This is a genomic window from Rhodobacter sp. (assembly GCA_020637515.1).
Lineage (GTDB): Bacteria > Pseudomonadota > Alphaproteobacteria > Rhodobacterales > Rhodobacteraceae > Pararhodobacter.
Genome location: JACKKG010000001.1, coordinates 1,040,925 through 1,058,438, shown reverse-complemented (window position 1 = coordinate 1,058,438; position 17,514 = coordinate 1,040,925). Strand labels below are relative to the sequence as shown.

The 17,514-nt window shown below is 69.1% G+C and carries 15 protein-coding genes; 6 read left to right on the top strand and 9 right to left on the bottom strand.

Annotated features, from left to right (window positions below; genetic code table 11):
* The 6 genes from H6900_05130 (at position 1) to H6900_05105 (ending at position 6,207) form a co-directional block, all read left to right on the top strand.
* Complete coding sequence (locus H6900_05130) at positions 1-1,602, top strand: AMP-binding protein (GenBank protein ID MCC0072653.1); 1,602 nt, start codon at positions 1-3, stop codon at positions 1,600-1,602.
* A 34-nt stretch (positions 1,603-1,636) separates the two neighbouring features.
* Positions 1,637-2,362 carry an SDR family oxidoreductase gene (locus tag H6900_05125; GenBank protein MCC0072652.1) on the top strand — a complete coding sequence of 242 codons (726 nt, stop codon included), beginning with the start codon at positions 1,637-1,639 and terminating at the stop codon, positions 2,360-2,362.
* Between the two features lie 85 nt (positions 2,363-2,447).
* On the top strand, positions 2,448-3,479 hold the full coding sequence (locus tag H6900_05120) for a TRAP transporter substrate-binding protein (GenBank protein MCC0072651.1): 1,032 nt from the start codon (positions 2,448-2,450) through the stop codon (positions 3,477-3,479).
* Positions 3,480-3,491: 12 nt separating this feature from the next.
* On the top strand, positions 3,492-4,082 hold the full coding sequence (locus tag H6900_05115; GenBank protein MCC0072650.1) for a TRAP transporter small permease: 591 nt from the start codon (positions 3,492-3,494) through the stop codon (positions 4,080-4,082).
* Complete coding sequence (locus H6900_05110) at positions 4,082-5,371, top strand: TRAP transporter large permease (protein ID MCC0072649.1); 1,290 nt, start codon at positions 4,082-4,084, stop codon at positions 5,369-5,371. Before H6900_05115 ends, H6900_05110 begins: the two co-directional genes overlap by 1 nt.
* A gap of 74 nt (positions 5,372-5,445) precedes the next feature.
* Positions 5,446-6,207 carry a heparin lyase I family protein gene (locus H6900_05105; protein MCC0072648.1) on the top strand — a complete coding sequence of 254 codons (762 nt, stop codon included), beginning with the start codon at positions 5,446-5,448 and terminating at the stop codon, positions 6,205-6,207.
* Positions 6,208-6,210: 3 nt separating this feature from the next.
* Here H6900_05105 and H6900_05100 read toward each other — a convergent pair whose 3' ends face one another.
* From H6900_05100 to H6900_05060, 9 genes are all read right to left on the bottom strand, one after another.
* Positions 6,211-7,332, bottom strand: a complete 1,122-nt coding sequence (locus tag H6900_05100) for a UDP-glucose 6-dehydrogenase (protein MCC0072647.1) — start codon at positions 7,330-7,332, stop codon at positions 6,211-6,213.
* Between the two features lie 35 nt (positions 7,333-7,367).
* Positions 7,368-8,534, bottom strand: a complete 1,167-nt coding sequence (locus tag H6900_05095; protein MCC0072646.1) for a nucleotide sugar dehydrogenase — start codon at positions 8,532-8,534, stop codon at positions 7,368-7,370.
* 20 nt (positions 8,535-8,554) lie between these two features.
* Positions 8,555-9,613 (bottom strand): polysaccharide biosynthesis/export family protein, encoded by a 1,059-nt coding sequence (locus H6900_05090; protein MCC0072645.1) that lies wholly within the window; start codon positions 9,611-9,613, stop codon positions 8,555-8,557.
* Positions 9,614-9,635: 22 nt separating this feature from the next.
* Positions 9,636-11,204 carry a glycosyltransferase gene (locus H6900_05085; GenBank protein MCC0072644.1) on the bottom strand — a complete coding sequence of 523 codons (1,569 nt, stop codon included), beginning with the start codon at positions 11,202-11,204 and terminating at the stop codon, positions 9,636-9,638.
* Positions 11,204-12,799, bottom strand: a complete 1,596-nt coding sequence (locus tag H6900_05080; GenBank protein MCC0072643.1) for a hypothetical protein — start codon at positions 12,797-12,799, stop codon at positions 11,204-11,206. Before H6900_05080 ends, H6900_05085 begins: the two co-directional genes overlap by 1 nt.
* 311 nt (positions 12,800-13,110) lie before the next feature.
* Positions 13,111-13,791 carry an ATP-binding cassette domain-containing protein gene (locus tag H6900_05075; GenBank protein MCC0072642.1) on the bottom strand — a complete coding sequence of 227 codons (681 nt, stop codon included), beginning with the start codon at positions 13,789-13,791 and terminating at the stop codon, positions 13,111-13,113.
* Positions 13,788-15,539, bottom strand: a complete 1,752-nt coding sequence (locus H6900_05070) for an ATP-binding cassette domain-containing protein (protein MCC0072641.1) — start codon at positions 15,537-15,539, stop codon at positions 13,788-13,790. The genes H6900_05075 and H6900_05070 overlap by 4 nt, the downstream gene beginning before the upstream one ends.
* Positions 15,517-16,368, bottom strand: a complete 852-nt coding sequence (locus H6900_05065; GenBank protein MCC0072640.1) for a branched-chain amino acid ABC transporter permease — start codon at positions 16,366-16,368, stop codon at positions 15,517-15,519. Before H6900_05065 ends, H6900_05070 begins: the two co-directional genes overlap by 23 nt.
* A 1-nt stretch (position 16,369) precedes the next feature.
* Positions 16,370-17,500 (bottom strand): substrate-binding domain-containing protein, encoded by a 1,131-nt coding sequence (locus tag H6900_05060; protein MCC0072639.1) that lies wholly within the window; start codon positions 17,498-17,500, stop codon positions 16,370-16,372.
* Between the last annotated feature and the right edge of the window lie 14 nt (positions 17,501-17,514).

The window sequence follows — 17,514 nt, the reverse complement described above, 5'->3', positions numbered from 1 at the left end:
ATGCGCCCGATCACCGCCGCCACCGTCCACGACGCCTTCGGCCAGGCCGCCCTGCGCTGGCCCGACCGGCCCTTTCTGGCCACCCTGCCCGAAACCGCAAAGGTCTACGGCATCGCACCCGGCGAAATGACCTATGGCGCCGCTCAGGACGAGGTGGCGCGCCTAAGAACCGCGCTGGCCGCGGCTGGGCTGGGGCCGGGGCACCGGCTGATGCTGCTGCTCGAGAACCGTCCCGCGTTCTTTCTGTGGTGGCTGGCGGCGAACGGGCTGGGGGCGTCGGTCGTTCCGGTCAACCCGGATCTGCGCGCGGCGGAACTGGACTACATGATCGGCCATGTCACGCCCGCGCTGGCGCTGGCGATCCCATCGCGCGTGGCAGACCTGCGCGGCGCGGCGCAAGCCGCCGGCGTGGCGATGCCGGTCGCCGAACCGGGGGCGCCGCTGCCGCGCGTGACCGCCGCCCCGGTGTTCGACGGCGACGAGGCGGCGGTGCTCTACACCTCGGGGTCCACGGGCCGGCCCAAGGGCTGCGTCCTGGGCAACGATTATTTCATTCGCTCGGGCAACTGGTATCTGACCGAGGGCGGGCTCTGCGCGCTGGCCGATGGCGACCGGATGATTACTCCGCTGCCGATCTTCCACATGAACGCGATGGCCTGTTCCTTCATGGCGATGATCGGCGCGGGCGGCTGCCTGATCGCGCTGGACCGGTTCCACCCGCGCACATGGTGGCAATCGGTGCGCGCCGCACGGGCCACCTGCCTGCATTACCTGGGCGTCATGCCCTCGATGCTGATGGGCCTGCCCGCCAGCGACGACGATCGCGCGCCGGACGTTCGCTTCGGTTTCGGCGCCGGGATCGACCCCAAGCTGCACGCCGCGTTTGAATCGCGCTTTGGTTTTCCTTTGGTCGAGGCCTGGGCAATGACCGAAACCGGCGGTGGAAACGCCATCGCCGCCAGCCAGCCGCCGCGCCGGGTGGGCGAAAGCTGCCTGGGCCGCCCCGGGCCCGGGGTGGAAATCCGGGTGCTGGGCGACGACGGCGCGCCGGCCGCCCCGGGCGAGCCCGGCGAGCTGTTGATCCGCGCCGCCGGCGACGATCCCCGCGCGGGCTTCTTTCGCGAATACTACCGCGACCCGCAAGCCACGGCCGAGGCTTGGGCCGGCGGCTGGTTCCACACCGGCGATCTGGTCCGGCTCGACGCCGACGGCTCCATGGTCTTTGTCGATCGCAAGAAGAACGTGATCCGCCGCTCGGGCGAGAATATCGCCGCGGTCGAGGTCGAATCGGTCCTGGCACGCCACCCGGCGGTGCGCGCGGCCGCGGTGGCGCCGGTTCCCGACGCGCTGCGCGGCGACGAGGTTTTCGCCTGCCTGGTCGCCGACGCCCCGTCGCCCGACCTGGCAACCCAGATCGCCACCTGGGCGCTGGGGCAGATGGCCTATTACAAGGTGCCCGGCCACATCGCCTTTGTGGACAGCCTGCCGCTGACCGCCACCAACAAGGTGCAGCGCGCCACCTTGAAGACGCTGGCCGCAAGCCTGGTGGGCGCGCCCGGCACGGTGGACACCACCGCGCTGAAGCGCCGGCAGGTGCCGTGATGGCGCGCGCGCGGGCAAGGATCGAGGAGGACGCATGACCGACTATACCGCCGTCATCACCGGGGGAAACAAGGGCATCGGCGCCGATCTGGCGCGCGCGATGCTGGATCGCGGCTGGCGGGTGGTGTCGATCGCCCGGCACACCGCCGACGACGCCCCCGCCGCGCTGGAACAGGTCAGCGCCGATCTTCTGGACCCGCAGGCCACCGCCCGGGTCGCCACCGAAATCGCCGCGCGTCATCAGGTGACGCATTTCGTCCACAACGCCGGCATCATCTTGCCGAACCTGATCGACGAGGCCCGCCCCGAGGATCTGCAAGCCCTGACCCAGTTGCACCTGGGCGCTGCACTGACGCTGACCCAGGCTTTCCTGCCCGCGATGCGCGCCCGCCACTTTGGACGCATCCTGCTGAATGCCTCGCGGGCGGCGCTTGGGGCCAGGACCCGCACCGCCTATTCCGCGTCCAAGGCGGGGATGATCGGCATGGCCCGCACCTGGGCGCTGGAACTGGCCGGTGACGGCATCACCGTGAACGTGGTCGCGCCCGGCCCCGTGCTGACCGACAATTTCTGGGGCATCGTTCCCAAGGGCAGCGACGCCGAGGCCGACCTGGCCGCGCGTCTTCCGGTCGGACGCCTGGGGACGCCCGCCGACATCACCCGCGCCTTTCTGTTCTTCGCCGACCCCGAGGCCGGCTTCGTCACCGGGCAGACGCTCTATGTCTGCGGCGGGGCCAGTATCGGCGGCGTGCCGATCTGACCCGGCCTGTCCAGCCCCCGACGCGCAACCGAAAACGCCAAAAGGCGACCGTTCACGACAACCAACACAAAAAGGGAGATTGCCCATGTTCCTCGACAGAAACCTCCGCCCGCTGATGGTCGGGATCACCGCACTGGCGCTGGCCGGCACGGCGCAGGCCGAAACCGTTCTGACCTTCAACTGGTGGGTGCCGCCCACGCACCTGACCCGCACCGAGATCATGAACCCCTGGGCGCAGGCGGTGTCCGATGCCACCGACGGCGAGGTGCGCATCGAATTCACCGCGACATCGCTGGCCCCGCCGCCGCGCCAACAGGAACTGATCGACGATGGCGTGGTGGATCTGGTGATGGGCGTGCATGGCTACACGCCGGACCGGTTTGTCAACGCGGGCGTGATGGAACTGCCCTTCATGACCACCACGGGCGAGCAGGCCTCGATCGCCTATTGGCGCGCCTATGAGCGTTTCTTCGCAGCCTCGCATGAACATGGCGACGCGCGCGTTCTGGCCTATTTCACGCACAGCCCGGGCACGCTGATGACCCGCGAGCGGGTGGTCGATTCCATCGACGATTTCCAGGGGTTGCTGACCCGGGGCGGCGGCGGCACGCAGGACCGCGTGCTGGAACTGCTGGGCGCGTCGGTCGTGTCCTCGCCCGCGCCGACCACCTATGAATTGCTGGCGAACGGGGTGGTCGATGCCACGCTGATGACGCCCGACGGCTACACCTCGTTCAACCTGAAGGACCTGGTGCAGACCCAGACGCTGGTGCCGGGCGGCCTGTTCAACACCTCGTTCTTCGTGCTGATGAGCCAGGACGCCTATGACCGCATCCCCGAACAATACCGCGCCGCCTTCGACGCACTGACCGGCGAGTATCTGTCGGCCCTGGGCGGGCGCGGGTTCGACACGGTGTCGGACAGCGGGCTGGCGCAGATGCGGGCGGACGGCCGCACGGTGGTCACCGCCGACGACGCCTTTGTGGCCGACCTGCGCGACCGGCTGGCGCCGCTGGAAACCGCCTGGATCGAACGCGAGCAGGCCGAACGCGGCATCGACGGCCACGCGGTGATCGACTTTCTGCGCCAGCAGATGGCCGATCTGGCGTCGCAATAGGGCACCCGGACCATGGTGCGAGATCCCATCCCCCCCGGTGAACCGCCGGGGGGCCCCGCCCCCGGCGCCGAGGATGACGGCCCCGGCGCGCCCTCGGGCCTGATCGAGGACAAGCCCTGGATGATCCGCCTGGAGCGCGCCTATGCGGTGATCCCGGCGGCGATCCTGTTCGCGATGATGCTGCTGACCGTCGTCAGCGTCTTTCTGCGCTATGTGATGCACGCGCCGATCTCGGGCGCGTTCGAGGTGATGTCCTACATGATGGGCCTGCTGGTCTTTACCGCGTTGATCCTGGTCGCGGCGCGGTCGGACCATGTGCGGATCAGCCTGCTGGACAGCGTCCTGCCGGTCTGGATGCGGCGAAGCCGGGCGGTGTTGGTGAACCTGATGCTGGCGGCGGTATCGGGCGGGCTGGGATGGCGTCTGTGGCGCTTTGGCGTGCGACTGGACGACTGGGGCGAACGAACCCAGATCTACCGCCTGCCCACCGGCCTGCTGGCGCGGATCATGGCGGTTTCCATGCTGATCTGCGCCCTGCTGTTCGTGCTGATGGCCGTCAAGGTCATCGTCCAACGTTCTGCCCTCAATCGGATAGAAACCTGATGACCGCCGGAGCAATCGTCCTGCTGGCGCTGATGGGCCTGCTGATCGCCGGGATACCGATCGCCTTTGCCCTTGGCCTGATCGGCTATCTCGGCATTCTCGGCCTGCGCAACATGAATGCCGCCAATTCGGTGCTGGTGACGCAGATTTTCGATCTGGCCCAGACCCACACCTTTACCGTGCTGCCGCTGTTCATCCTGATGGGCAACCTGATCGCGCGGGCGCGGATCAGCCACGATCTCTATGCCGCCTCGAACGCCTTTCTGGGGCATTACCGGGGCGGGCTGGCGATGGCCACCATCGCCGCGTGCGGGGGGTTCTCGGCGGTGTCGGGCTCCAGCATGGCCACGGCATCGACCATGGCGCGCGTGGCAATGCCGCCGATGCGCGCGCATGGCTATTCCGACGCGCTGGCGGCGGGGTCGATCTGCGCCGGGGGCACGTTGGGCATCCTGATTCCGCCCTCGGTGGTGTTGCTGATCTATGGCATCCTCACCTCGACCAACATCGGCCAGTTGTTCATCGCCGGGATCATCCCCGGAACGCTGGGGGTGCTGGGCTACATGGCGGCGATCGCCGTCGTCACCCGCCTGAACCCCGAGGCCGGGCCTGCCGGACCCCGCGCCGCCTGGCCCGAGAGGTTGCGCCTGATGCGCGGCGTCTGGCCCATCGTGGCGCTGTTCGGGCTGGTGCTGGGCGGCATCTATCTGGGCGTCTTCACCCCCACCGAGGCCGCCGGGATCGGCGCCGCGGGGGCGTTCGTCTTTGTGCTGTTCCGCGGCACGCTGACCCTGCGCGCGTTGATCGACATCTTTGCCGAATCGGCGCGCACCTCGGCGATGATGATCGCCCTGCTGTTCGGCGCCACCTTGTTCAACAACTACCTGGACATGCTGGGTTTTGCCCGCGACCTGGCGAGCTGGCTCGAGACCGTGAACCTGACCCCGATGCAGGCGCTTCTGGTGATGATGGGCATCTATCTGGTTCTGGGCCTGTTCCTGGAAAGCCTGTCGATGATGCTGCTGACGATCCCGATCTTCTTTCCGGTGGTGCAGATCCTGGGCATCGATCCCGTCTGGTTCGGCATTCTGGTGGTGGTGGCGATCGAGATCAGCCTGATCACGCCCCCGGTCGGGCTGAATGTGTTCATCCTGAAGATCATGGTGCGCAACATCACGCTGGCGACGATTTTTCGCGGGATCGTGCCGTTCTTTGTGGCCGATCTGATCCGGTTGGGGCTGCTGCTGGCCTTTCCGACGCTGGTTCTGGTGCTGCCGCGCCTGATGTGAGGCCGCTCTGCCGGGGGGGCCGGCGGGCGGTGCCCCCCTTGACCCCGGACGCCCGGCCGGTGTCTGGTGGGCTCATGGTTCGCCGTTTCGTTCTGATGACCCTCGTGGCGGTGGCGCTGCCCGGGCTGGCGGGTGCGCAGCGCCTGCCGGGCGCGCGCAGCCTGTCCGATACGCCCTGGGGCTATGGCATCGTTTCCGGCCCAGCGCGCGCCGGGGCGCAGGCGCAACGGTTCGAACTGCGCGCGGGGGATTGCGCCGCCAACACCGGCGGCGACGACTGCGCGCGCGACCGCGAACGCACCGAATTTCGCCCCGATTTCGAATGGCCCCCGGGGCAGACCGTGTGGATCGGCCTGTCGATCCTGCTGCCCGCCGGTTTTCCCGTGTCCGACCGGGTCAACACCACGCTCGTTCAGATCCACCAGCGCGGCGGGCCCGAACGGCGCGCGGGCGGGCGCGTGTCGCATCCGCCGGTGATGCAGATCGAGGCGAGGGGCGACTGGTTGAGCGTGACGGTGCATGTGCCCGACGCGCCGAACATCCACCACAGGCTGATGCGGCTGGAGTCGATGCGCGGCGGCTGGCACGATCTGGCAATCGGCTTCGACAGCCGCGAACCCCGGTTGTCGATCTGGATCGACGGGCAGGAACGCGCCGACATCGCCGCCTGGGACGCCCCGTTGCCCGAGGTCTACTATCTGAAATACGGCCTGTATCGCAGCTTTGTCAGCCGGCACGGTGGACCGATGGCAACGCAGATCGCCTGGTTCGACGAGGTTCGCCTGGGCCCCTCGCGTGCTGCGGTCGCGGTCGATCCGAGCGATCCGGTCGATTGACCCTCAGGTCATGTAGTGATCGCGGCAGAACAGCTTGTCCGAGATCGCGGCAAGCGCCGGCGACATGCGCTGCGACAGAACCAGATCGCAATCCGCGGTGAACCGCTCGAAGGCGGGGCTGCCCTCGGGGCCGTCGAAGGTTTCGATACGGGTGCCGGTGCTGGCGATCCGTTTCGTCAACTCGGCGAGGGTGTCGAATTCCGCCGGGCCACCGGGCCGATAGACGCCGATGCGGGCGGCGCCGCGCGCCGCGACCTTGGCGACCAGAACGTCCATGCGCGCCGCGTTGGCCTCGGCCAGGCGCGGCAGGACCCGCGCGCCCGAGGCCTTGCCGAACGTGTCGGTCAGGTGTTCGGTGCTGCGCGGCAGACGCTGGCCACCGAACCCGAAACAGGGGTTGTTCGCCCCGCCGCCGATGCGCGGGTCCAGGCACACGCCGTCGATCACCTGCCGGGCGTCCAGATCGTGCATCATGGCGTAGCTGTCCAGTTCGTTGAAATAGGCCACGCGCGCCGCCAGATAGGCCTGCGAGAAATGCTTGACGGCCTCGGCCTCGGCCTCGCCGATGCAGCGCACGGGCACGTCGGACAGCGCCGCGTCGCGCAGCACGGTGGCGATCGCCCGGCCGGCCTCGCCGCGCGCGCCGACCACGATCTGCGCGGGGTGCAAAGTGTCGGTCAGGGCGTGGCTCTCGCGGCGGAACTCGGGCGCATAGAACAGCGCCTCGGCGTTCAGCCGGGCGCGGATCCGGCACGTGTGGCCGACCGGAACGGCAGAGCGGATGACGACCGGCACGCCCGGACACTGCGCGACGGCGGCGGCGATGGCCGCGTCCAGCTCGGCGGTCAGAAAACCGCCGGTCTGCGGGCAATGCGGCAGGGGCGAGGCGATCAGCACCATCTCGGCGTCGCGCAAGGCCTCGGCCGGGTTGACAGTGGCACGCAGGTCCAGCGGCCACCGCTTCAGATAATCGGCCAGGCCCGGGTCCTCGAACGGATAGGCGCCGGCGTTGATCGCCGCGACCCGGTCGGCCAGAGGGCCGGTCATCACCACCGAATGGGTGCGCGCCAGGGCAAGGGCATCACTGAGCGCGATACTGCCGAGGCCGAAGATTGCGATGCGCATGGGGACAGTCCTTTGCGTTTGCGGTGGGGCGGTTGTCAGTTCTGGCCGAACAGATCGCGGGTAAAGACCTTGGGCCCGAAGGGGACCAGATCGGGGGTCATGCGGTTGGCGATGATGACGTCGCAGGCGTCGCCAAAGGACCGCAGGTCGCGTTCGACACGGTGGCCCAGCGCGGTATCCTCGGTCCAGGCGGGTTCATAGACGACCATCTCGACCCCGGCGTCATCCAGCAGCGCGATGATGTCCTGCACCGCGCTCTGGCGGAAGTTGTCGGACCCCTGTTTCATCACCAGCCGGTGCACCCCGACCCGGCGCGGCTGGCGGGCCAGGATCGCCCGCGCCAGCGCAGCCTTTCGGGCATCGTTGCCTTCGACGATGGCGCGCATCATCTGTTGCGGAACGCTGCCGAAATTGGCCAGCAGCTGCTTCGAATCCTTGGGCAGGCAATAGCCGCCATAGCCGAACGAGGGGTTGTTGTAATGGTCGCCCACGCGCGGATCGGCGCACAGGGTTTCGATCATCTCGCGCGCATCCAGACCGTCGGCCATGGCGATCGTGTCCAGTTCGTTGAAGAAGGTCACGCGCAGCGCCAGATAGGTGTTGGCAAACAGCTTGATCGCTTCGGCCTCGGTCGAATGGGTCAGCAGGACGGGCACGTCGGTCTTGATCGCGGCGGCGCGGAACATCTCGGCGATGCGTTCGCCGCGCGCGCTGACCTCGCCCACGACGATGCGCGAGGGGTGGAGGTTGTCGTAAAGCGCGCGGCCTTCGCGCAGGAACTCGGGCGAAAACAGGATGTTCGCGCAGCCGGTGCGGGCCTTCAGGCTGGCGACATACCCCACCGGAACAGTCGATTTGATGACCATCAGGGCGTCGGGGTTGATCGCGGTGACGGCGGCGATCACCGATTCGATGCTGGAGGTGTCGAAGGCGTGCGTCTCGGCGTCGTAGTTGGTCGGCGTGGCGATGATGACGATTTCGGCCCCGGCATAGGCGGTGTGCGGATCGACCGTGGCGCGCAGGTTCAGCGCCCCGCTGGCCAGATAGTCCGAACACTCCGCATCGACGATCGGCGAGCGCCCGGCGTTCACGTCCGCGACCCGGGCGGCGGTGATGTCGATGGCCGTGACCTCGTGCTGGCGCGACAGCAGGATCGCGTTCGAGAGGCCGACGTAGCCCAGTCCTGCAACGGTGATCTTCATGATCCGCTCTCCTGTGCCTGTCACATCGCCATGGCGCGCAGCGCCGGGGTCAGGGCGTTGAACTGTTGCGCCGGGTCCATCGTGGCCCCGACCGCCCCGAGGACCACCGAGTCCCCGGCTTGCAGCATCAGCTGGCCACCCAGCGCAGGGTCCAGCGCCGCGCCGGCATCGAGGGTCAGCGCCTGGACGCGCCCACCGGGGGCGGCGCGCAGCACATAGACCCCCTGCCCCGGGGCGGCCGGGCCGCCCGTGCCGACGACCTGCGCCAGGCTGACCGGCGCGGCGCCCAGTGCGATCGTCCGGGGCGGCATGTCAGCGTGATAAAGCTGCACCGCACGCGCCGGCGCGGGTTCGGCGCTGCGGGCGGCCCATCCGCCCACGCGCAACACGTCGCCATCTTGCAGAACCGGCGTCGGCAGGCCCTGGGTCATGAAACCGCGCATGTCCACGCGCTGTTCGGCGCCGTTGCGGATGAGGGTCACGGCCGCGTTCTCGCGTCCCTGCGCGAAACCGCCGGCGGCGTTGATGGCGTCGATCACGGTCAGGGGCGTGGTGGTCAGCGACTGGCGGCTGGGCCGCGCGACATCCCCCACGACGGCGACATGGCGCGCGTTGAACCCGGTCACCCGCACATCGACCTGCGGCCGGGCGATGTAGCGCGTCAGGCGCTGCGCGATCTCGGCCCGCAGGGCAGGCACGGTCTGGTCGTTGGCCGGCACGCGGCCCAGAAAGGGCAACTGGATCATGCCGTCGGCCTCGACCAGATAGCCCGCATCGGTGCCGCCGGGCACGGTCATTTCGGGCTCGTCCACGACGAAAAGCTGCACGACATCGCCGATGCCCAGCCGATAGCTCCACCCTGCGGCGGCCCCGGCCGGCATGGCATACTGGCCGACATTGGCGGGGGTGATGGCGATCATCTCGACCGGGCGCGCGCCGTCGATCGGGCGGGCGGTGTAACCGGGCGCGCTGCTCAGCATGGTCGCCGGCTCGTGCCGGACGCCGCCGCAGGCCGACAGGGCAACGGCCGAGGCCAGCAACAGCAGGGCCGGACGGCGCAGGCTGCGGGTCGGTTTCATGGCGAGAGCCTCGGGGAAACGGTCAGTAACCATTGATGATCTCCGCGGCGATGTCTTCGACACCCAGGTCGAAACGGGCCGAGTTGGAGTTGACATTCGAGATGATGAGAACGATCGACACGAAGGCGACGACCGAGGCCAGCAGCATCACTTTCGAGTCGCTGCGGGGCCGGGCGGCAAGGGCGTTGGCGTCGGCCTGCCCGCTGCCGGTGTTCTGACGGGTCCATTTCTGGACGTTCGGATTGTGCGAAACGAAGATCTTGATCGCCGCGCCGCCAATCTGTCCATAGTAGGTCAGCAGCGGAAAGATCGGATGCCAGCGTTTCGCGATCAAGCCGACCAGGCCGGAATGCACCGTGCGCGTCAGCGAGACCCACAGCAGATAGACCAGCAGGAATGACGGGTCGTGCAGGATCGCGGCGGCGCCGAAAAAGACCAGCCCGAACAGGGGCGTCCACATCGACGCCTTCTGGTCCATCAGCGCCAGCCAGGTGAACACGCCCAGCCGGCGCGGGCCCAGTTTCAGCGCCTTGAAGCCGCCGCGCGTCATGTTGCCGAACCAGCGCCGTTGCAGGCCGAAGGTGTCGCGCACAAAGCCTTTGCCGGGCAGGGATTCCAGGCAATAGATCACCACGTCCGGCACATAGGTGACGTCCCAACCCTGTTCCACGACCCAGCGCCAGGTCGATTTGTCGTCGCCGGTCAGCATGACGATCCGGCCCAGCCGGGGGTGATGGATCACGTCCTCGAGCAGGTTCGCGGCAAAGTTCGGGTCGGTGACGATCTGGCTGCGGAACATCGACCAGCGGCCGGTCAGCACAAGGACCCGGTTGCTCAGCGCCATCGACGACATGTAGACCTGCCGTTGCGCCATGCGCAGGCGATACCATTCGCGCGCCAGCGTGCTGCCGGATACCAGCGGCGTGTTGTCCAGCGTCAGCGCGCCGACACGCGGCTGGTGCAACAGGATCGGCGCGGTGGCGCGAATCGTGCCGGGGCGCACCAGCGTGTCGCCGTCCATCAAGATCGCCGGGCAGTCGGTCGGCACGCCCAGATCGCGCAGACGGGCCAGCGCATCGGCCATCGCAGACCGCTTTCCCGTCCCGTCCTGCAAGGTGAACGCAAGCCGGATGTATTCGGTGCCCGGGATCGAGCCATGCACATGCGCGATCAGCGCCATGTCCGCGCGCGAGGACACCGCGGCGACGACGGTGCCGTGCCCGCTGTAGTCCAGGATATCGCGAAACAGGTTGCCATAGACGGCGGCGTTCATTTCGTCGCCCATCTTCCAGCTCAGGCAGACCACGGCGACGTGGCGGCCTTGGGCGGGGGCAAAGGCCTCGGCGTCGCGGCGGACGGCGGGAAACACCGAGCGGGTATAGCTCCAGGCGCGCAGCAGGTGAAACCCGCCCCACATCCAGCGCCAGGTGCCGATCAGCCCCATCGAGGCCATGAACGCGGCGTCCCCCGGGGTCAGCACGCGGCTGGGCACCAGGTCGAACAGCAGCACGATCAGGCAAGCCCAGAGCACGCCCGAGATGACATAGCTCGACGTCGGCGAATATTTCAGATGCGGGGCGGCAGCGGCCATCACACACCCACCGTCGCGCGCAACGAGGCCCAAAGGCCGCTGGTGATGACCTGCACATCGGCCACCATGCCGACCGGCGCGTGCAGCGGGCGGTCGGGGGTGATCTCGACCCTTGCATAGCGGTCGGCGGCAAAGACGTTGTCCTGAAGCCCGGTGTAGCCGGGCCAATGCGCGCTGTAGGTCAGGCGCGCGACATGGCCGGTCACGCTGGTGCCATCGGCCAGGCGCACGCTGGCGGAATCGCCGATCGAAACGCCGCGCGCGGTCTCGCCCAGGATCAGGGCGTGAATCGTCGGCGACTCGCTACCGACCAGCACGGCAACGGTATCCGCGGGCGCGGCCCATTCGCCAGGCCGGCGCGCGATCTCCTGCACCGTGCAATCGCAAGGCGACAGGATCGGCATGCCCAGCGCCTGGTCGGCACCGGTCCCCCCCATGGCCGCCAGTTCCGCATCCAGCGCGGCGATCCGCAGATCCACCGTCTCCAGCGTCGGCGTGGTGCCGCGCAGGTCGCCCTGGGTGATGCCCATGGGCGTCAGCACGGCGGCTTGCGCCAACGCATCGAGACGCGAGCGCGCGTCGAGAACCGCGGACTGGGCCTGCAACACCGCCGCCTCTTGCGCGGCGCGTTCGCGCTGACGCGCGGCCGTGGGCAGACCGCTGGCGCGCATCGACGCCAGTGTCGCGCGTTCGATGCCCAGGCGGCGCTCGGCCAGTTGCACGGATTCGGTCAGGCGCGCGCGGTCGGCGTCGAGCCCCTGCATCGCAACGGTCGAAAGCTGGGCCATGGCGTTGCGGCGCGAACCCAGTTCGGCGCGCTCGGATTCCAGCGCGCGGCGGCGGTCGGCCAGCCCCTCGGCGCGCGGATCGCCGCCCGAGGGCTGGACATAGCCCAGCACGTCGCCCACCGCGAGGCGCTGGCCGGGCGCCACGGTGATCTGCGACAGCGTCCCCGCCACCGGCACCGAGATCGCCGTGGCCGAGGCGGTAACCGCCCCGTAGCGGGCCTTGACCGTTGCCAGGTGATTGTAGGTCACGGCCCCGGCGGCGGCCAGCGCCAGCCCGGCCAGGGACAGCTGGAACCCGGTGCGGAAATTGCGCATCCGCGTGCCGGTCTGCACCCGCGCGACGCGGGTCTGTTCCGTTTCGTTCAGCAGTTGCGTCAGGCTCATCGCCTTGTGCGCGACGACGTGATCGACGATGCGGTGCAGGACTTCCGCTTGCGCACGATCGAGATCGACGAACACATAGCTGGTCTGTTGCGGCCCGTCGTTGCCGTCCGCACGCGCCTGAACGCGCATCTCGATCCGTGTCGCCCCGCTGCCGATCAGCACCGTCAGGTCGAACACACGGCCGACGCCTGGCGCCAGAACGCGCGGGATCGGCGCCTCGAGGGTGAAGCCGTGCACGCTCCAATGCGTGGTGCGCATCTCGACGCCTTGCCAGACGATCGACATCGGTTCGACCACGCGCACCGGGTCCTGAGCCACATGCGGCAAGGGCAAGGGCGCAAGTTCCGGGATCACGATCTGCGGCGGGCGACGGCTGGTCTGCGCGCTCGACACATGACCCTGGTCGAATTCGGTGCCATTCATGTCAAACTCTCCACCCGATCCAGAAACGATGCACAGACGATTTGTTCCATTTCCCGATCAATGTCGGTCCAATGCGGTGGAATTATGGCGTATTCGCAACAATTTCGGGCGCGCCGGCCGGGATTGTCCCCGCTCTGTAAACACCGTCGTGGGACCGCCAGGCCGCGGTCCATTCCTGCGCCAACGCCCCGGGCGGCGACGTGTCACAAGCGATTGCCGTATTCGTCCGGATCGCGGCACAGCGCGCCAGGTTCGGGGCCGGTCACGCCGGCAGGGATGACCGACGCGCCCCCGTCGCGGGGGGCGTGTGTTCAGAGTTCCAGCGCCGCCAGCACCGCCGCGCGGGTCATTTCCGGCCCCGTCAGCGCAAAGGTGAAGCCGCCGACATCCAGCGCCAGAACCCGGTCGGCAACCGCAAGGATCATCGACACGTTCTGTTCGAGCAGCAGCACCGCCCCGCCGGCCTGACGGCGCGCGAGGATCAGCGCCTGCATGCGGTCGATGGCCTCGGGTTGCACCCCTTCCGAGGGCTCGTCCAGGATCAGCGCGCGGCCCGGCATCAAGAGCGCCCGCGCGAACCCGAGGATCTTTCGCTCGCCCCCCGACATCGACCCGGCCCGCTGCTCCAACCGGTCCCCGAGGCGCGGAAACCGTTCGATCATGGCGGCAATCGCATCCGCATCGGCCCCGCTCAGCACCAGGTTTTCGCGCACGCTCAGCCCGTCAAAGACCATGCCGGTCTGCGGCATCGACACGATCCCGGCCCGCGCCCGCGCCCAGCCGTTCATCGCCTCCAGCGGTCGCGCGCCCAGACGGATCGTGCCGCCGGCCAGCGGCAAGGCGCCAGCGATGAGCCGCGCGAGCGTGGTCTTGCCGGTGCCGTTTCGGCCGACGATGGCCACCACCTCGCCCGCGCGCACATCGAGCGAGAGCGCGCGATGGATCATGGTGTCGCCATATCCACCGCTTGCGGAGTCCAGTTGCAGGCTCATTTGTGACCTCCGGCATAGACTGCGGCCACCTGCGGATCGGCGCGGATCTCGGACAGCGCCCCCTGCGCCAGAACGCGCCCCTGGTGCAGAACCGCGACCTCGGTTGCCAGGGATTCGACCAGCGCCATGTCGTGTTCGATGACGATCGCGCAGGCGCCCGTGCGGGCCTGCCAGGCGCGGATCAACCGGACCATGACCTGCGTTTCCGCCGGCGACATCCCGGCCGCCGGTTCGTCCAGCAGCACCAGCCGCGGGTCGGCGGCCAGTGTCAGCGCCAGTTCCAGCATCTGCCGGTGCCCCTGGGGCAGATGCTCGGCCCGTTTGCCGGGCTCGGCCGTCAAGGGCACCCCGGGATCGGCCAGCAACGCATCCAGACCGTCGTCACGCCAGCGCAGCGGGGCCCGGCGCAGCGCGTCGCTGGGACGCATCCGCCCGGCCAGCAGCGCCAGGCGCAGGGTCTCGTCCACGGTCAGGCCGGCAAAGACCGTCGGCACCTGCATCTTGCGCGCGATGCCCAGCCGCAGCATCTGGTGCGGGGCGCGCCCGTTCAGCGCATGACCGCCCAGCGCCATGCGCCCCTGCCGGATCGGCATCCGCCCGGTGATGGCATTCAGCATCGTCGTCTTGCCCGCGCCATTGGGGCCGATCACGCACAGCACCCCCGCCGCCGGGGCCGCAAGCGACAGACCGTCGAGGATCCGCACGCCGCCCGCGTCCAGGCCGACAGCCTCGAGCCGAAGCTCACCGCCAGGCGGCGGCGCAACGCGCACCGGCGGCGCGGGAAGCGGGGACACGGGCTTTGAGCGCGACACCGGCCGCAGGCGGCGCCACAGCCGCGCGACCAGGTCCATCGCGCCGCCCGGCAGCAACAGCACGACCAGCAGGAAAATGGCGGCGACGGCGACCTCCCACCAGGCCACGCTGTCGCGCAGCATGGCTGTGGCCCAGCCGATCGCGACCGCCCCCAGCAGCGGCTCCAACGGCGACACCCTTCCCCCGACCGCCGCCCAGATCACCAGCTCGGTGGACAGCGCAAAGCCAATGGACTGCGGCGTGACGATGCCCTGGTGGCTGGCGAACAGGGCCCCCGCCAACGCCGTGACAAAGGCCGAGACCGCAAAGGCCCAGCCCTTGACCCGGTGCGGGGCAAAGCCCAGCAGCTCCAGCCGCCCCTCGTCCGCCACCAGCGCGCGCAGGATCAAACCCGCGGGCCGGCGTTCGATCAGCATCAGGCCAGCGGTCACCAGCACCACCAGCGCGACGACGACATAGTAGAAGGCGCCGAACGGGTCGATGCCGGCCAGCGGCGGAACACCCGACAGGCCGTTGAACCCCCCGGTCAGGGCGGGCGTGGTCTCGGCGATCTGGCCGGCGATCAGCACCAGCGCCAGCGTAACCAGCGAGAACCCGGGGCCCGACCCGATCCGCCCGCGAAACAGCAGCACCGCCAGCCCATAGGCCAGCGCCGCGCAGGCCAGGGCGACGGCCAGCATCGCCAGCAGATTGACCGCCAGCGCGCCTTCGGTCGCCCGCAGAACGGTCGCCGCGCCATAGGCCCCCAGGCCAAAGAACAGCGCATTGCCCAGCGGCAGGAACCCGCCGCGCCCCCAGGCAAAGCCGACGCCCTGCGCCGCGACGCCATAGATCAGGAACAGTCCGATCTGCCAGGCCAGGAAACTGCCCCCCAGCAGCGGCACCAGCAGCAAACCCGCCAACAGGGCCAGATTAACGCCCAGGATAGAGCCCATCGGGACGCCTCCACAGAAAGAGGATGGCCAGCACCAGAACGCCCAGATACCCGGCCGTCTGGGTGAAGACGGCGCTCAGCCCCGATTGCAGCCCGCCGATCACCGAGGCCCCCAGGCCCAACCCCTCGAGGGTGCCCAGACCGCCAACGATCAGCGCAAAGAACGAACGGATCAGCGCGTCCAGCCCCATGCCAGGCGCGACGCTGAGGGTGGGTGCCAGCAGCAATCCGGCCAGCCCCGCCATCAGGCAGCCCGCCACAAAGGCCACCGCCGACAGGCGGGCCGTGTCGATGCCGGCCGCCTGGGCCAGCGCGGGATTGTCCACCATCGCCCGCAACCGCAGGCCGGTGGCGCTGCGCCGATACCACAGCCACAGGCCCAGCAGCCCGGCCAGGACCAGCGCCATAACGGCCAGCCGATAGGTGGGATACCCCACCGTGCCCAGCCGCGTGACCCCGTCGAGAGGCGCCGCGACGTTGCGGAACTGCCGGCCAAAGGCCAGCTCGGCCCCCTTGCGCAGCAGGATCGACAGCGCCCAGGTCGCCAGCAGGCTGTCAAACATGCGGGCATAGAGATGGCGCACCACCAGCCGTTCGACCAGCCAGGCGATGGCGCCGACCAGCACCAGGCAGATCGGCACCGCCGCCAGCGCCGGTAGCCCCCATTGCGCGGCCAGCACCGGCGCATAGGCGCCCAGCATCACGAACTCACCATGCGCCATGTTCATGATCCTGAGCAGCCCGAACACCAGCGCCAGCCCCAGCGCGGTCAGCGCCAGGGCGGCGATCTGCCAAGTCGCGTTCAGCAAGAACAGGACCAGCGTGTCCATGTCACTCGCAGCTCACGCCGGCGGGCACGGTGTCGAACCGGGCGACAGTGGCGAACTGCCCGGACGATCCGTCGGCCAGGTAGATCGTCTGCGCGACATGGTTGTGATCGAGCCGGGCGTTTCCGCGCGGCGAACTGTAGCGCACGCCGTCCGCCACGGCCGCGACCGCGCCGGGCTCGAGCGAGCCGGCCGCATTGCCCAGCGCCGCCATCAGCATCAACCCGTCATAGAGCGATTCCCCCAGCCCGTTGGGTTGCGCGGCCTCGGCGCCGAACCGGCTGTGCAGCCGCGCGTCGAAGCTGCGCGCGGCCTCGCTGTCGATGCTGGCGAAAAAGCCCATCGACGCGAACAGCCGGTGCGCGTTCGCGGCGCCGATCCCGGCGAGGGTGTTTTCCTCGATCAGGGTGCCCAGCCTGAGCGCCTGGCCATCCAGGCCAAAGGCGGCATAGGCGATGTTGAACGCCACGGAATCGCCGCCCACCAGCGTGACCAACACCGCGTCCGCACCCGAGGCCCGGATTCGCGCCAGCGAGGCGTCGAAATCGGACGAACCCAGGGGAACGTATTCCTCGCCGACCACGGCGCCACCCGAGGCGGCGATGATGTCCTGCGCCGCCGCGTTGGTGTCGCGCGGCCAGTTGTAATCGTTGCCGATCAGATACCAGCGATGCGCTGCCTCGTGCTCGGCCAGCCAGGGGATCACGGGCGCCAGTTGCTGGGCCGGGGTTTCGCCGGTGACATAGGTGTCGGGCGCGCATTCGCCGCCTTCGTAGACGGCGCTGTAGACATAGGGAACCTGACCGCGCAACTGGCTGACGATCGCCGCGCGCACGGCGCTGTCATGCATCCCGACAAAGCCCTGCACGCCCTCGGCGCGCCACAGCCGCTGCACCGATTGCACGGCCTGCGCGGGCGGCACGCCGACATCGGCGAACAGCAGCGTGACGGGTTCGCCCGCGATGCCGCCGGTGGCGTTGATGTCCTCGGCCGCAAGCTGCGCCGCCTGCCGCGACGAGGGGCCGAACAGCCCCGCCGGCCCGCTGTCGGGCACCAGCACGCCCAGCCGCACCTCGGCCGGGGCCGACCCCGCGAAACCCGTTGCCAGAATTGTCGCGATCACAAAGCGTTTCATGGTCTTCTCCCTGT

Coding starts and splice junctions, on each gene's coding strand:
- H6900_05070 (MCC0072641.1), bottom strand. CDS start 15,539: ATGGGCTCTATCCTGGGCGTTAATCTGGCCCTGTTGGCGGGTTTGCTG.
- H6900_05130 (MCC0072653.1), top strand. CDS start 1: ATGCGCCCGATCACCGCCGCCACCGTCCACGACGCCTTCGGCCAGGCC.
- H6900_05100 (MCC0072647.1), bottom strand. CDS start 7,332: ATGCGCATCGCAATCTTCGGCCTCGGCAGTATCGCGCTCAGTGATGCC.
- H6900_05080 (MCC0072643.1), bottom strand. CDS start 12,799: ATGAATGGCACCGAATTCGACCAGGGTCATGTGTCGAGCGCGCAGACC.
- H6900_05075 (MCC0072642.1), bottom strand. CDS start 13,791: ATGAGCCTGCAACTGGACTCCGCAAGCGGTGGATATGGCGACACCATG.
- H6900_05125 (MCC0072652.1), top strand. CDS start 1,637: ATGACCGACTATACCGCCGTCATCACCGGGGGAAACAAGGGCATCGGC.
- H6900_05105 (MCC0072648.1), top strand. CDS start 5,446: ATGGTTCGCCGTTTCGTTCTGATGACCCTCGTGGCGGTGGCGCTGCCC.
- H6900_05060 (MCC0072639.1), bottom strand. CDS start 17,500: ATGAAACGCTTTGTGATCGCGACAATTCTGGCAACGGGTTTCGCGGGG.
- H6900_05085 (MCC0072644.1), bottom strand. CDS start 11,204: ATGGCCGCTGCCGCCCCGCATCTGAAATATTCGCCGACGTCGAGCTAT.
- H6900_05065 (MCC0072640.1), bottom strand. CDS start 16,368: ATGGACACGCTGGTCCTGTTCTTGCTGAACGCGACTTGGCAGATCGCC.
- H6900_05095 (MCC0072646.1), bottom strand. CDS start 8,534: ATGAAGATCACCGTTGCAGGACTGGGCTACGTCGGCCTCTCGAACGCG.
- H6900_05120 (MCC0072651.1), top strand. CDS start 2,448: ATGTTCCTCGACAGAAACCTCCGCCCGCTGATGGTCGGGATCACCGCA.
- H6900_05115 (MCC0072650.1), top strand. CDS start 3,492: ATGGTGCGAGATCCCATCCCCCCCGGTGAACCGCCGGGGGGCCCCGCC.
- H6900_05090 (MCC0072645.1), bottom strand. CDS start 9,613: ATGAAACCGACCCGCAGCCTGCGCCGTCCGGCCCTGCTGTTGCTGGCC.
- H6900_05110 (MCC0072649.1), top strand. CDS start 4,082: ATGACCGCCGGAGCAATCGTCCTGCTGGCGCTGATGGGCCTGCTGATC.